17 protein-coding genes and 1 pseudogene are annotated in these 13,371 nt (G+C 31.8%); 14 read left to right on the top strand and 4 right to left on the bottom strand.

Annotated elements, in window-relative coordinates:
- Nucleotides 1-124 precede the first annotated feature (124 nt).
- Complete coding sequence (locus tag ACVWY7_RS04660; protein WP_212114708.1) at nt 125-763, top strand: VanZ family protein; 639 nt, start codon at nt 125-127, stop codon at nt 761-763.
- A gap of 99 nt (nt 764-862) precedes the next feature.
- On the opposite strand, the gene dhaQ is transcribed toward ACVWY7_RS04660, so the two are convergent.
- Both dhaQ and dhaS read right to left on the bottom strand, forming a co-directional pair.
- Nucleotides 863-1,861 carry a DhaKLM operon coactivator DhaQ gene (gene dhaQ, locus ACVWY7_RS04665; protein WP_212114710.1) on the bottom strand — a complete coding sequence of 333 codons (999 nt, stop codon included), beginning with the start codon at nt 1,859-1,861 and terminating at the stop codon, nt 863-865.
- 19 nt (nt 1,862-1,880) lie between these two features.
- A complete protein-coding gene (gene dhaS / locus ACVWY7_RS04670) occupies nt 1,881-2,447 on the bottom strand; it encodes a dihydroxyacetone kinase transcriptional activator DhaS (protein ID WP_000204220.1) in 567 nt (188 codons plus the stop codon).
- Between the two features lie 178 nt (nt 2,448-2,625).
- Here dhaS and dhaK point away from each other — a divergent pair, with 178 nt between their 5' ends.
- The 8 genes and pseudogenes from dhaK to ACVWY7_RS04710 all read left to right on the top strand — a co-directional run bounded on the left by dhaK (nt 2,626) and on the right by ACVWY7_RS04710 (nt 8,497).
- Nucleotides 2,626-4,377 carry a dihydroxyacetone kinase subunit DhaK gene (gene dhaK / locus ACVWY7_RS04675; protein ID WP_105990139.1) on the top strand — a complete coding sequence of 584 codons (1,752 nt, stop codon included), beginning with the start codon at nt 2,626-2,628 and terminating at the stop codon, nt 4,375-4,377.
- Between the two features lie 522 nt (nt 4,378-4,899).
- Entirely contained in the window at nt 4,900-5,217 is a 318-nt protein-coding gene (locus ACVWY7_RS04680) for a CPBP family intramembrane glutamic endopeptidase (RefSeq protein ID WP_374223475.1), read from the top strand.
- Between the two features lie 729 nt (nt 5,218-5,946).
- Nucleotides 5,947-7,020, top strand: a complete 1,074-nt coding sequence (locus tag ACVWY7_RS04685) for a Rap family tetratricopeptide repeat protein (protein WP_105990137.1) — start codon at nt 5,947-5,949, stop codon at nt 7,018-7,020.
- Nucleotides 7,017-7,142: a hypothetical protein gene (locus ACVWY7_RS04690; protein WP_000709204.1), complete on the top strand. Its 126-nt coding sequence runs from the start codon at nt 7,017-7,019 to the stop codon at nt 7,140-7,142. Before ACVWY7_RS04685 ends, ACVWY7_RS04690 begins: the two co-directional genes overlap by 4 nt.
- Before the next feature lie 253 nt (nt 7,143-7,395).
- Nucleotides 7,396-7,590: a hypothetical protein gene (locus ACVWY7_RS04695; protein ID WP_105990136.1), complete on the top strand. Its 195-nt coding sequence runs from the start codon at nt 7,396-7,398 to the stop codon at nt 7,588-7,590.
- A 43-nt stretch (nt 7,591-7,633) separates the two neighbouring features.
- Nucleotides 7,634-7,897: pseudogene (locus ACVWY7_RS04700) on the top strand (DUF4176 domain-containing protein).
- A gap of 20 nt (nt 7,898-7,917) precedes the next feature.
- On the top strand, nt 7,918-8,199 hold the full coding sequence (locus tag ACVWY7_RS04705; RefSeq protein WP_142395622.1) for a hypothetical protein: 282 nt from the start codon (nt 7,918-7,920) through the stop codon (nt 8,197-8,199).
- 187 nt (nt 8,200-8,386) lie between these two features.
- The gene (locus tag ACVWY7_RS04710; RefSeq protein WP_142395621.1) at nt 8,387-8,497 is read left to right on the top strand and encodes an IS3 family transposase; all 111 of its coding nucleotides are present in this window, start codon (nt 8,387-8,389) and stop codon (nt 8,495-8,497) included.
- Between the two features lie 183 nt (nt 8,498-8,680).
- Here ACVWY7_RS04710 and ACVWY7_RS04715 read toward each other — a convergent pair whose 3' ends face one another.
- Nucleotides 8,681-9,574, bottom strand: coding sequence for a helix-turn-helix domain-containing protein (locus tag ACVWY7_RS04715; RefSeq protein WP_212114712.1), 894 nt, complete (start codon nt 9,572-9,574; stop codon nt 8,681-8,683).
- 318 nt (nt 9,575-9,892) lie between these two features.
- On the opposite strand from ACVWY7_RS04715, the gene ACVWY7_RS04720 reads away from it, so the two are divergent.
- The gene (locus tag ACVWY7_RS04720) at nt 9,893-11,017 is read left to right on the top strand and encodes an HD-GYP domain-containing protein (protein WP_000975381.1); all 1,125 of its coding nucleotides are present in this window, start codon (nt 9,893-9,895) and stop codon (nt 11,015-11,017) included.
- 151 nt (nt 11,018-11,168) lie between these two features.
- On the opposite strand, the gene ACVWY7_RS04725 is transcribed toward ACVWY7_RS04720, so the two are convergent.
- Nucleotides 11,169-11,279, bottom strand: a complete 111-nt coding sequence (locus ACVWY7_RS04725; protein WP_000540371.1) for a YjcZ family sporulation protein — start codon at nt 11,277-11,279, stop codon at nt 11,169-11,171.
- 403 nt (nt 11,280-11,682) lie between these two features.
- Between ACVWY7_RS04725 and ACVWY7_RS04730 the strand changes: the two genes are divergently transcribed.
- From ACVWY7_RS04730 to ACVWY7_RS04745, 4 genes are all read left to right on the top strand, one after another.
- Nucleotides 11,683-11,964, top strand: a complete 282-nt coding sequence (locus tag ACVWY7_RS04730; protein ID WP_105989700.1) for a hypothetical protein — start codon at nt 11,683-11,685, stop codon at nt 11,962-11,964.
- 551 nt (nt 11,965-12,515) lie between these two features.
- Nucleotides 12,516-12,656 (top strand): hypothetical protein, encoded by a 141-nt coding sequence (locus ACVWY7_RS04735; protein WP_000069043.1) that lies wholly within the window; start codon nt 12,516-12,518, stop codon nt 12,654-12,656.
- 134 nt (nt 12,657-12,790) lie between these two features.
- Nucleotides 12,791-12,997: a class IIb bacteriocin, lactobin A/cerein 7B family gene (locus tag ACVWY7_RS04740; RefSeq protein WP_001089632.1), complete on the top strand. Its 207-nt coding sequence runs from the start codon at nt 12,791-12,793 to the stop codon at nt 12,995-12,997.
- A gap of 22 nt (nt 12,998-13,019) precedes the next feature.
- Nucleotides 13,020-13,196, top strand: coding sequence for a class IIb bacteriocin, lactobin A/cerein 7B family (locus ACVWY7_RS04745; protein WP_000849668.1), 177 nt, complete (start codon nt 13,020-13,022; stop codon nt 13,194-13,196).
- Nucleotides 13,197-13,371: the final 175 nt, after the last annotated feature.

The following is a 13,371-nucleotide window of genomic DNA, read 5'->3' on the forward strand; positions in this document are numbered from 1 at the left end:
GACTGAAAATGAAGAAGTGGGGATTTTTTATTTTTCATATATTCCCGATATTTGAAGCGAAAGTACTATTTTTTAAACTATGTTCTAAAATAATAGATGAAAATGTAAAGTTAGGGGATTCTACATGCATACAGAAGTTTTGATTAGTTATTTGTATACGTATTTTTTTACTATAATTTTTTGTATTGTATTTCAAATTGGATTTTATTTTAAAGCGAAAAACAATATATCTATTAGGCACTTTCTATGGGTATATGTTTTTCTATTCTACCTTTCGCTAGTGTATAAGGTGACGCAAATCGCGACTGTATGGGATATAAGTAGATATGAAACGTGGATTCGTGTCAATCAAATTAATTTGACTTTATTTGATACGGCGGGTAGTACTACGTATCTTTTGAACATTGTACTGTTTATGCCGTTCGGTTTTTTATTGCCGACTATTTGGCCGCAGTTTAGAAAAATGAAAAACACCGTATGTGCAGGATTCTTTTTTTCATTGGCAATTGAGTTAAATCAATTGTTAAATAATAGAATTACAGATGTTGATGATTTATTTACGAACACCCTCGGGGCGATTATTGGATATTTCTTATATAGCGTTTTATTTAAATTGATATGTAAAAGAGAGGAAAAAAAGTTGGATACGAACTCTTCTCTAGTTATAAAATACGAAGCTGTTTTGTGTTTAGTGTGTTCATTTGTAGGTGCGATGTTAATTTATTATCCAGCTTTATTTGGAAGGCCTGTCATCATTCAGTGAGGTAATTACGAATTTCTATTTAACGCTCGTACGATATTTCAATTTACAAAAAGCCTTTAACTCGTTATAGTTAAAGGCTTTTATCATCATAATTTTTACTTACCAACTACCCACTCGAGCATCCGCCTTCAACCACTTCAGCCAATCCCAATCTTCTACCTTAAGCAAACTAAGCGAAACACCTTTCATATCTAAAGAAGTGAGCAGGGTACCGATTTTTACGAATGTAATCTGTAAGCCTTCCAGCTCACATAAACGGCGAATATCATTTGCGAAAATGTATTGTTCCATTAATGGCGTCGCGCCGAGTCCATTAATGAGAATAGCAAAGTTGTCGCCTTTTTTCCAGCGATAAATGCTTTTAAGTTTGTTCATTAGTTCGATCGCTAATATTTCAGAGGAGGATAGCGCTTCTTTACGATATCCTTTTTCTCCGTGAATGCCGACGCCGTAAAAGACTTCATCTTCGTTTAATGTGAACGAAGCTTTTCCTTTCACTGGATCGTTTGCAGGTGAAAGAGCGACTCCTAATGTGTGTAAGTTTTTAATGACAGCTTGCCCAAGTACTGTTAGTTCTTCTAAAGAGTGACCTTCAAGAGCGGCCGCACCAAGTATTTTTTGAACGAAAACAGTACCAGCAACGCCGCGTCTTCTTTTATTAAAAGAAGCATCATCTTCAATTGAAACGTCGTCATTTACGATGATGTGGTCAATTTCTCTTCCTTCTTCTTTTGCGATTTGCTTTGCCGCTAAAAAGTTTTCTACGTCATCTTTAAAGTTTTTAATGATGAATAAAATACTCTTATTTTTTGGCATGAGGCGAGTTGCTGCGACAATTTGTTCCACTGTTGGCGGAGTGAAGATGCTTCCGTTTACTGCCGCCGTAAGCATTCCTTTTCCTACATAACCAATATCAGCAGGCTCATGTCCGCTACCACCACCGCTTATGATAACAACGTTTTGCTTCAGTTTTTCGATATCTTTTACATAAATGATGTTATTTGTTTCGTCGTAATTTACTTTGTCGTTATGTTCAAAATGAAAGCCGTGCATCATATCTTGAACGATATTTTGTACATCATTCATAATCTTTTTCATTGCTTTTTCCACCCTTTAATTACTTTGCAGATTGCTCCAGTAATAGTAGTAATTGATTGTTTATCATATTTTTCATGAGAGAAGACATAATGGACGGATCTACTTCGCATTTGCTTTCAATCCAATCTTTTATCGTCCCAACAAAGCCGTGACTATAAAAGGAGGCAATCGTATTTTTTGTCTCATCAGAAAGGCTGAATCCACAGCTCACAGATAGTTCATCAATAATCTTCATATATAAGTTTTTCGTATGCTCAAATAAATAGTGATTAAACGAGTTTTGCTCAATGACTTTAAAAGCATTTCGGTAAAATTTTTGATTTTCATAAAAGTAATCAAATAATAAATCGAAAATGTTTTCCCATGTTTCATAGTCGAGAAAATCGATAATGTTTTCTTTCGTTTCTTCTCTATAAATCCAGCTTAATAGTTCAAATTTATCTTTAAAATGATAGTAAAAAGTTTGCCTACGCATTTGACAGTGTAACATAATATCGCTCACTGATATTTTATGAAACGACTCTGTTTCCATTAAATACTTCAATGAGTTCGCAATTATCTTTTTAGAAATTATAGAAGAGGTCATCTGAATCATCCCTAGAATGTTAGTAATATAAAAATCCTATCTATAAATGAGAGCGGTGTCTTTAGACAGATTGTCCATTTTGTCCGTTTACTATAAAACGCTTTCATTTTAACATGAGTAGTAAGAAGAAGATTTCAAATATATCACAATATATTAAAGGAATTGAGGGAGAAGCACAATGAAAAAGATTATAAACAAACCAGAAACATTAGTAATGGAAATGTGTAACGGAATGGTTATGGCTCATCCAGAGCTTGAGCTTTTGAAAAAATATAAAGTCATTAAGAAGAAAGAAATGAACGAAAATAAAGTAACGTTAATTAGTGGCGGCGGTAGTGGGCATGAGCCGGCACATGCAGGACTAGTCGGAAAAGGAATGTTAGATGCGGCAGTGTGCGGAGATGTGTTTGCTTCGCCTTCACAAATTCAGGTGTATCAAGCAATTAAAGAAACAGCGAGTAAAAAAGGTACGTTATTAATTATTAAAAATTACAGCGGCGATATTATGAATTTCAAAAACGGAGCTCATTTAGCGACGGAAGATGGAATTGAAGTTGACTACGTAAAAGTGGACGATGATATTGCGGTAGAAGATAGTTTATATACAGTAGGACGCCGCGGCGTTGCGGGCGTTATTTTAGTCCATAAAATTGCCGGTGCAGCAGCGGAAGCAGGTATGGATTTAGGAGCGGTGAGAGCTGTCGCGGAAAAAGCAGCGGCTAACGTGCGCACAATCGGTTTAGCGTTAACGTCTTGTACAGTTCCAGCGAGCGGATCACCTACTTTCACACTTGCGGAAGATGAAATGGAATACGGCGTAGGTATTCACGGCGAGCCAGGAATTAAGCGTGAAAAAATGTTGTCAGCAGATGAACTAGCGAACCGTATGACAAATGATCTTGTAAAAGATTTAGGAGTAAAAGATGGCGAAGAAATTGCGCTTCTAGTTAACGGTTTTGGCGGAACACCACTGCAAGAACTTTACTTATTTAACAACGCTGTTACGAGAGAACTAGCAGCTAGAAACATTAAAATTAATAGAGTATTTGTCGGCAACTATATGACGAGTATCGATATGGCTGGTATGTCTTTAACTGTAATGAAGTTAGATGATGAGTTAAAAACGTTATTATCTAAAGAATGTAATACACCAGCGTTTAAAGTAGATGGACCAGTTGAAAGTGTAGAGTATGTAAATGTACTTGAAGAAACCGAAGAGAAAGAAGTTTCATTTGAACTAGAAACAGCGGAAGAGCACGCTGTTATTAAAAATAATGTCATCACATTAAACAACATGATTTATCTCGTGGATAAAATGAGCGATATTATTATTCAAAATGAAGTACCGTTCTGTGAGTTAGATACACATGCAGGTGACGGCGACTTCGGAATGAGTGTGGCAAAAGGATTTAAGCAATTAAAACGTGAGTGGCATTCTATCGTGGAGCAAGAGAACGTAACAATCGGATCATTCCTTGACGGTTGCTCCATGATTATTATGGAACATTGCGGCGGAGCTTCAGGTCCAATCTGGGGCGGAGCATTCCGCGCAGCTAGTAAAGCAGCAGGCGAGAAGCGTGAGTTAACAGTGAAAGAATTCGCTAAAATGTTACAAGCAGCACTGCAAGGCATACAATCAATCGGTGAAAGATCATTCGGTAGAGGAGCGGTAGTTGGTGATAAAACACTTGTTGACGCACTTGCTCCATGTGTAGACTCTTGGTTAGCTAGCGCTTCAAGCGAAGAAGATATGAAAGTTGCCTTCGAAAAAGGAGCAGAAGCAGCGGTTAAAGGAGCAGAGTATACGAAAGAAATCGTAGCTCGCATGGGCCGCGCCGGTACAGTTGGTGAAAGAAGTTTAGGATATCCTGATGCAGGTGCGCATGCGCTTGGAGTTATCTTTACAGAGATTGCGGGTAGTTTGAGATAGGAATTAGACAATCCCCCTCTGCCTTATGGTGGAGGGGTTTTTGTGTAGTTGATTGATATATAATTTCGCTAGATGTTTTCTACGTGAAGATGGGTATGTTTATAAATAATGAGATAAGGATTTTAAAAGAAGCAACGTGAGTTCTCATATAAATATGGAATTCAGGTTGTTTAATTGTATTTTTGGAAAAGCTGACTAATTGACAGAAAGCACTTCAAAAGGTGGTGTTTATTATTTGGGGCTTCAAAATTATGGTTGGCACCTTATGAAGTGGTTTGGGAGGGATACAGGGACTGTTCCATAAGGTGTACCTTTTGAAGTGTGTATTTTTCAACGTTTTTTTTAATTGTTCTTACATATAAACCCTCGCGTTCCCATTTGTTTCAGATTTTATCTGTTCTTAAATTCAACCGTTCTAAGGATTATGTGATCATAATATTATCTGGGTTATTTTTATTGGTATATTTAGCGATATTAAATGTTATAACTCAATATTTTAATATTGTTTCTGATTCACCAAAAATGATCTATAATCCTAATAAACATGAATTAATTGTATATGGAATTGGACTTGTCTTGTTAGCGCCTATTTGGGAGGAGTTCTTATTTAGAGGTATCTTATTTTTAAGATTAACGAAATATATACCTTTATGGGCTAGCTTTATCGTAAGCTCTCTAATATTTACATGTATACATCCTATTTCTGTAGGTCATACAGCATTTCTTTTTGTATTTAGTTTACTGGTAACCTACACATATTATAAAACCAATAATATTTTTGTCCCTGTTTCTATTCATCTATTAAATAACTTATTTTCACTTTCAATAGCAATGCAATAAGAGTGTCTATAAAAGACACTCTCTTGTTTTAAGCTCTCTCATATTCAATTGTAGTTTCCGTGTGAGTGGTCTCAAATGAATCTATTTTTTGACCAGCTCCATTATATACATCAAAATGCATATAATATTGTCTTTTCACTCTATACTCTTTGAAATTCCTGCTTTCTGAGTATACTTTTCCACCACCGAAATTAACCCCGTATACTGTGAATTCACTATTAGAAGCATAACCACTAGTTTTAGTAACGGTTCCTAAGTATATTCATAACTAAGAGTGTTTGAGTAATTAATATAACCTTTATATTAATTACATATAGCGCAAAGTGGCTTAACAGATTTTACTAAGTGATGGGGCAGTAGTTCCTTTCTATCAACAAGGTAGATCGTACTTGCACCGTTCTTCTCTCAAGGAAATTGTAACAAATGATTTCGGTGCAGAATTTAATTATAAGTGGGCTGAAGTAAAAAAATAATGGATTAACTAGGGTATTTCCATATGGAGTGCCCTTTTCGTAATGGATAAGGTATATATTTGGTTATTACCAGGAGTCACAGTGATTAGATTGCATGTATATGTATAGTAGACTTTTATTAGAAACTTTATTAAATCTAAAATTAATATTTTTTAATATAAGTATTCGAAAAAAGTTTATCAAGTTGCAATATTCAAAAAGTTATTTATATAAACAAGTATGTTGTGGTAACATTTAACAAAAGGGGGTAGCGTATATGAATGTTGACATTATTTCTAAAGAAGAAATCACAAAATTATTAAACGATTGGTATCAAGCTATAATTTCACAACGTGTATTACAGTCTAATAAAATAAAAGAAGAGATTGCAAAGAAAATCAATAATATTCAGGAAGACCAAACAATATTAGTCTACTATGCTTTATTGAATGCGCGGTATAACCTGCTAATTCGTGATATGGATAGTTCAAAAGATATTTTGGATAAAATTGAGCCATTGCAAGAGCCTACAGAAACATTTTTAGAGTACTATCATCATTTATTTAAAGCAATTTATGCTATCAATACAGCAAACCATAGTGAAGCAAGAATGCAATTTGAAAAAGCTGAAACGTTTTTAGAGTACATTCATGATGAAATTGAAAAAGCTGAACTTAATTATTGGCTTGCAGTTCATTACTATCACACATTAAAACCAATCCTAGCAGTTCAATTTGCTACGAAGGCGAATGAAGTATTTTCGATTAGCCCAGGGTATGAATTAAAAACTGCAGCATGTTTGAATACTTTAGGGATGGCACACATTCGACTAAATGAATTCGAAAGTGCAGAGGAATATTTACTTTCAGCACTAGGTACCTTCCAAAAATCTAATGATGAAAGCCTAATTAAACGAGTAAAGCATAACTTAGGACTTTTATACGCAAGTCAGAACATGCCAGAGTTAGCAATTAAACATTTAGAAGACTCATTAGAAAATAACGCTAAAACGATGTTTCTTTTAGCGAGAGAACATTTTAAGTTAGGTCACAATCCTATTGCTAACGAATATATTGAGAATGGCTATAAGATTAGTGACGTATGTTATCGTCATCATTTTCAAATTTTAAAAGCAGTACATAACTATGCGCCACAAGAAGAATTAGAAAATGTGGTCATGGAAGGTATTTCGTATTTTGAAAACGAAGAATTATATGATTGGGTAAAAGAATATGCTTATCTATTAGGTAATATATTCTATGGTTCAGAAAATCACGAAAAAGCCAGCAAGTATTTACACATCGCTTTAGATGCAGACAAAAAGAGCATAGAAAGAAGGGCGCTAAAATGAAAAAAGCAATCTTATTAATGATGATGTTATCCGCTGTTTTTACTTTTGGTCTTACTAATGTAAAAGACGTACCACAAAGTGAATCTATTCAAGTGTTTATGGATCATGGAGAGCATATTTAATTACCTGAAAAAAGAGGGAGCTGTGTGGGCACCCTCTTTTTTTATTATGACCATATTAATTTAGAAATGCGGTTTCTGAATCTAATGAGCGATATAATAGGATTCTTGGAGAATTTTTAAATCATTCAAATGAGATGGATAGGCTAAATTTGGATTAAAAAATGAATTAAGTGTCGGCCTTGGTATTGGATTAGGAATAAAGTTTGGCATAGAGAAAGGTTAAATTGTTGTATTTATTAAGGAGGAAGAGTTTTTGCTTTCATTACAGATATTTAGGAAAATTTTAATTATTTTTGGTCTTATTGCTGTTCCTCTTAGTTTATTAGCCCTTTGGTTTGGAGCAGATGCTACATTTAAAGAGAAAATGATGTTATCTTTAGTTTTTGGTATAGTTATGCCATTAACTGGTTTTATTTTTTATAAAATTACGTCTTTATTTTTAAAGTAACAATTCTTTTTATTTAGGAGGAACTTCGTATGGAAAAAAATATATACCAAAATTACCGATTGGAAATGAATTATTACCTATTGTTCCTGTAGTTTTTGTAGAAGAAATTAATCAATCTCTTATAATTTATAGAAGAAAGCAATAACAATCTGATAATAAATTAGGGGATTATGTTGCTTGTCCATATTTTCATGGTAATTTATCAAAAGAGTATAATGTGTTTTTTAACCATAATCACATTGTTCATTTATTATTTAAGGGTTTTGAGACAGAGGATGAATTAAGAAAAAAATTATCCGAGCTTTAATGGAAATGGAGAATTATTATATGATTTTAGGAATTTCATATTTTGATGTTTTTTGTATTGTAGTGATTGTCTTGTTTTTCTTTATTTTTTGGAGATTGAATGTATGGTATAACAAGAAACATAATGTTCCTAAGGTTTTTCAATGGTTTCCTAGAAAATGGGGTAAAAGAAAAGTTTCAGAGCATTTATCACAATTGAATGAAAAGCTAGCGGCTGAAGGTAAAGGTATTTGGGTTACAATCTATGCTATAGATTTATACATTGTAATTATTCCTTGTACAGTCAAAAAATATAAATCTTAATAAGTATATAAAAGAAAAGACCTTTTATAATATTATCCCCTTTAGGTAGACAGTGTGAAAAAGACCATGTATACACATGGATGTTACACTATTACTTGGAGGGGATTTTTTATGGCAAAAAAAGGTACAACATTTAATACATACTCAAATGAGATAAAGTTATCAGCTGTTCAAAGTTATTTAAACGGTGAGGGAAGCTACGATTGAAGAAAATATTTACTTTTATAACTATAAACGTTTCCAAAAACAACTCAACCATCGAGCTCCGATAGAATATCGAATCTCGATGGCTGCTTAGTCTTTTTAATACTGTCTACTTGACAGGGATAAGACCAATCATGGGGCTTTTTTTTTAGTGTCCATGATTCGGGGTACAGTTCAGTGCCTTCCGACTTGAACCACTTTAATTTTAATAATAGAGTGCTAAGTTTAAAAACTATAGGGATTTTTCCTGTGGGCTTTGTAAGTAGTTTTTACGAAATTATGAGTGTTTTTTATTCTGTATTTCAATAAGTTTTTCTTTAATCATTTGTATATAATGTTCTTTTTCTGTTAATTCAAATATAAATAATGCTTGTTTCATGTTATTAACAACAGCTTCTTCATTAGGTTGTTTAAGTTTTAATAAATTCGAAGCTTTAAAATAGTATAATTCACCTAATAGGTAGAGAGTATTTAGATTAATAGCTATTTTGATGCCCTTGTCACTGTATTTTATTGATTCTTCATATTGATCCATTAGATTAAAACATTTCGTTAAATTAAAAACGATTTTTAATTTAATTTCTTTATCTTTAGGGAAATCCAAATTATCAAAATTTCTTAAACATTTTTTTAATATATTAATAGATTTTTCATATTCTTTATTTTCCGCATATAATATAGCAATTGACTGCATAATATCTATTTCTCTTTCTGATAAACAATCAACATTCGTTACAGTTAGTTTTAATGCATTATTTAAAAGAGTTAAAGCCAATTTTGTTGCGTTATTCACACGATATATAGCAATTGCTTCATAAAATAGTAGAAATTGTTTATCCTCTCTTGATTGGAAATTATTTTCGTTTTTCTCTTTTTTGACTATTTCATAAAGTTCTTTATATTGTTTTTGCTTTGTACAATCAATCATTACATATTTTACATTTTGTACGTATTTTAATTTTTTGTTTTGAGTTAGTGCAAATATATTATTTGGATCAACACCAAGTCTTTCAGATAATTGATATAACAATATACTAGATGGATAAATCACACCTTTTTCGATCTTGCTAATTTGACTTTGTGAACATATGCCATGACATAATTCAGATTGTGATATATTTTTTTTTATTCGAAGTTCTTTAATGGTAATACCCAAATCGTTAAATTCCATTTTCTCCACCTACTATTTAGCGCTTTATTAGTATAATATTATTTAACCTTAATGTAATGTAAAATTAATATAGTTGCAATTATTATTTGTTGGTGCTACCCCATGCCTATCAAGCTAAGAAAATACAACTTCAATTGTAGTAGAGGTTGTTTCTTTTTCTATAATCTTATTCATCTCTTTATACATTCCTATCATGGCGGTACCCCATTTATAGGTTATGAGAAAGGGTATTTTTTGCACTATTATCTATTCTTGGATATTATTAATAATATCTATATGAACTTATGTTTTTATTGAAAAGGTTTGGCGGTGTGTAAAATGATGAAAGGGATTAAAAATATTGAAACGAAAGAACCGATAAACATGTTTCTATTTATTCCCTGTAGTACTCTTTTGTTTGATAATATTTATCAACATTTTATTCTTGGAAAGGATTTTACACTAGAGAAGCTTTTATTTGAACTCGTATTTTTATTTATTTTCATTTCATTTTTTTTATGTAATAAGTGTTTACAAAAAATGAATAAACAAATGTTTACAAAATATATTTTTCTTGGTGTTAGTATTATTTATCTTTTGGCATATGATCTTATGTTTATACGTGATCCAGGTTCTTCTTTACATATTCCTTATTTAGAGTGCTTCTTAGTAATTTCTGCACCTTTATTTTTAAGTATTCATTATCTTCTAACGGTATCTATTTGTATGGTATGTAGATTTTTAATTGCTATTTATTATTTTGAAATTAACTATCCAATATCATTAATATTATTGTTTCTAATCATTTTTGTTACGTCATTTTTTGTATTTCTTTCATTGAAATTTTTAGTCCAAAAAATTAAAGCATCCTATGAAAAACAAATGAAAGAAACAGCTTTATCGATAATGAGGATAATGGAATTAAAGGATCAATATACGAAAGGACATAGTGAACGTGTAGCCAATTATGCTACGATTCTTGCTAAAGAAACAAATGAATATGATGATAATTCTTTAAAACAATTTCATTTTATTTGTTTATTACATGATATAGGAAAAATAGGTATTCCGGATGAAGTCCTAAAGAAAGCATCTTCTCTTACAGAAGAAGAATATAATCTTATTAAGACACACCCACAATTAGGATTAGAAGTTTTTAAAAATATATCTTTAATAAAAGGTAGTGAAGATATAATTCTTTCGCATCATGAAAGATGGGATGGAAAGGGCTATCCTCAAAAACTAAAAGGAAATCAAATACCATTATGCGCAAGAATTGTTGCAATAGCAGATGCATTCGATGCAATGACTTCTTCAAGAGCATATCGTTCGGCTCTATCTCCTGAAGAAGCTTATAGACGTATTATAGAAGGATCTGGTACACAATTTGATCCTTCCATGGTAGAGGTTTTCAAAAAGGTATTTCCTTTGTGGGAAAGAATGGTTCCGAATTCTTTTCGTTAAAAACACATGTCTGAAATCGATTCTTATTTGGGGTATGATGAATACGAAAAATGAACCCCCAAAATCTAATCGTAATAAAAATTTGGAACTAGATCATGAATAAGGCACATAAAGAAAAGGTACCCATATAGGTACCTTTTCTAATAGTTTTTTAGCAGAAACAACTACATCCGATAATGATTAATAGAATAAATAATACAACTAATAAAGCAAATCCTCCAGCGAAACCGCAGCCTTCGCCGCAACTACCACCATATCCCATAACAATAGTGCCTCCTTTAGATAAAAGGGTAAAACTAGGGTTCATTCCATGGATTTTAATGGGTTCACTTTACCTTATGTTTTAAAAAATGAATTGAGCAGGTCCTTTTGAAAATAAAGAAAAGACGCCATTAGGCGCCTTCCTTTTAGGTAGATAAGACTTTAGTTTTCCAATCTAAAGAAATTTTGTATCAGTTCTTTGTGAGTATATCATAATATCTGATTGATTTATTATGCATTGTTACATACTTCTCTAAATCCCTCTATTTTTCATTTGATAAAATAAAATCCTAATATCACCAAAAATTAAATAAATATTTCTACATATTCAAGATATTTACATAAATTACAAAAGTGATACATTTAAGTTGTAAGTTATAAAAACTATTAAAGGGGGATTTATTATGTTCAAGAAATTAGTAGTAGGGCTATTGGCAACTGGTATTGCATTAACAGGAGGAATTGGGGCGGCTTCAGCTGATACGCAAAAAGCTGTGAGTTCTCCGAAGCAAACAGCATGCTCAATTCCTTATGAGTATTCTAATGGTAAATTCAAAAGAACTCTGTATTACTCAAATGGAGTATATGCTAATAGTTTTACTGAAAATGTTTGTGGCGGGACGATTACATGGTATTTAAAGCATGTTCAACATGGAGTTGCTTTTTACGAAGGTAATTTAAAATAGCGGATTTTTTGAACCTCATTTATTGAGGTTCTTTTATTTTTAGTTTTTAAACTGATTCTCCATAAAAAAAGCAAAAAGAACTTGTGGAAATCACGACAAGTTCTTTTTTGTTAAAGCGAATACAAGGGATACATAAATTATTTCATTATTCATAACGGGGAAAGCATATTGATTACGGCTTAATTCCATTATATAACAATCAGTTATTTTTAGAAAATTACGTTAACTGAATTAGTGAGATGATACATCATTTAATAAGCCTATTATTCCTCAACTTTATAGAAAGATATGCTCAAGCGTTATCATAAGGGTTAGGGGATTTATTAAATAGAAATAATTAGTTGTAATATAACGTGTTTTTTTACCTAATAAACCTTTTGAATTCTAAATATTAACTATAGAGTAATTCATTTCATAAATTTTAAGTTTTTGTGAACGCTGTTATTATTTTATATATAATTATTCCAATAAGTATTGTGTTGATAAGTTGTTTTCTGATAACATCTCTGTGTGTTCTACTCTAATAATTATAAAAAGGTGGTGTTTTCTTTATGTCAAACATGTTTCATCAAATTGGTGATGCGATTGAAAGGAGTATGTATTTTAAATCTTGTTTTTATATCTTAACAGGAGCTCTGCTTATTTATATTGGTTACATTGTAGGTAAGTGGGTGGGTTCTGTCGTATTCTAAAGTAAAATAATGTAATTTAATCAAGAAAAAAGAATTTTTTCAAAAAAGTGTAGATTTTTATTAGAAGGTGTATTAATATAAAATTCATATTGCTTAAATGTAATATAATTAAATTAAGAATAGGAGATATTATTATGAATTCAGTATTAAAAAAAGAAATGCCTAATTTAGCAGTATTAAGTAATGAGGAATTAAAAAACATTGATGGTGGAGTGGTTCCTTTAGCAATTGCTGGAGTTGCTGGTTTTACAAAAGTAGCTGGTGCAATAACAGCTGGAGCTGGAGTTGTTGGAGCAGGTTATGTAGGCGGAAAATGGGTTGGTAAAAAGATTTTCAAATAATAGGTAGTAAGGAGTGCTTAAAATGAAAACGATTACTTTAGAAAAGTACAAAAGTCTAACTGAAGAAGAGTTGTACGATACAAATGGTGGACTTGGTCCTGTAATAGTAGCAGGTGGCTTACTAGTTGTTGGAGCTGGTGCTGGACTGTGGGATGCTTACGAAGAGAGTCAAGCAAAAAAGAAAAAGAAGAAAAAATAAACATTTTTATAAAGAGGAAAAGATTGTATGCGCTTAATAGTACAATCTTTTCTTCTTTATAAAAAGCCTTTCGATATGGAATTTTTGAAAGGCTAACAAATTTTATTGTTATCTTTAAGTACAATAAGTTTGAAACTCCTGTGTTTATTAACATATGTGGGAGAGAATGTATTTA

The organism is Bacillus sp. TE9106W, from assembly GCF_054062215.1.

What these genes read in the sequence shown, in the direction of transcription:
- ACVWY7_RS04660 (WP_212114708.1), top strand. Translation starts at nt 125, where the DNA reads ATGCATACAGAAGTTTTGATTAGTTATTTGTATACGTATTTTTTTACT.
- dhaQ (WP_212114710.1), bottom strand. Translation starts at nt 1,861, where the DNA reads ATGAAAAAGATTATGAATGATGTACAAAATATCGTTCAAGATATGATG.
- dhaS (WP_000204220.1), bottom strand. Translation starts at nt 2,447, where the DNA reads ATGACCTCTTCTATAATTTCTAAAAAGATAATTGCGAACTCATTGAAG.
- dhaK (WP_105990139.1), top strand. Translation starts at nt 2,626, where the DNA reads ATGAAAAAGATTATAAACAAACCAGAAACATTAGTAATGGAAATGTGT.
- ACVWY7_RS04680 (WP_374223475.1), top strand. Translation starts at nt 4,900, where the DNA reads ATGATCTATAATCCTAATAAACATGAATTAATTGTATATGGAATTGGA.
- ACVWY7_RS04685 (WP_105990137.1), top strand. Translation starts at nt 5,947, where the DNA reads ATGAATGTTGACATTATTTCTAAAGAAGAAATCACAAAATTATTAAAC.
- ACVWY7_RS04690 (WP_000709204.1), top strand. Translation starts at nt 7,017, where the DNA reads ATGAAAAAAGCAATCTTATTAATGATGATGTTATCCGCTGTTTTTACT.
- ACVWY7_RS04705 (WP_142395622.1), top strand. Translation starts at nt 7,918, where the DNA reads ATGATTTTAGGAATTTCATATTTTGATGTTTTTTGTATTGTAGTGATT.
- ACVWY7_RS04715 (WP_212114712.1), bottom strand. Translation starts at nt 9,574, where the DNA reads ATGGAATTTAACGATTTGGGTATTACCATTAAAGAACTTCGAATAAAA.
- ACVWY7_RS04720 (WP_000975381.1), top strand. Translation starts at nt 9,893, where the DNA reads ATGATGAAAGGGATTAAAAATATTGAAACGAAAGAACCGATAAACATG.
- ACVWY7_RS04725 (WP_000540371.1), bottom strand. Translation starts at nt 11,279, where the DNA reads ATGGGATATGGTGGTAGTTGCGGCGAAGGCTGCGGTTTCGCTGGAGGA.
- ACVWY7_RS04730 (WP_105989700.1), top strand. Translation starts at nt 11,683, where the DNA reads ATGTTCAAGAAATTAGTAGTAGGGCTATTGGCAACTGGTATTGCATTA.
- ACVWY7_RS04735 (WP_000069043.1), top strand. Translation starts at nt 12,516, where the DNA reads ATGTCAAACATGTTTCATCAAATTGGTGATGCGATTGAAAGGAGTATG.
- ACVWY7_RS04740 (WP_001089632.1), top strand. Translation starts at nt 12,791, where the DNA reads ATGAATTCAGTATTAAAAAAAGAAATGCCTAATTTAGCAGTATTAAGT.
- ACVWY7_RS04745 (WP_000849668.1), top strand. Translation starts at nt 13,020, where the DNA reads ATGAAAACGATTACTTTAGAAAAGTACAAAAGTCTAACTGAAGAAGAG.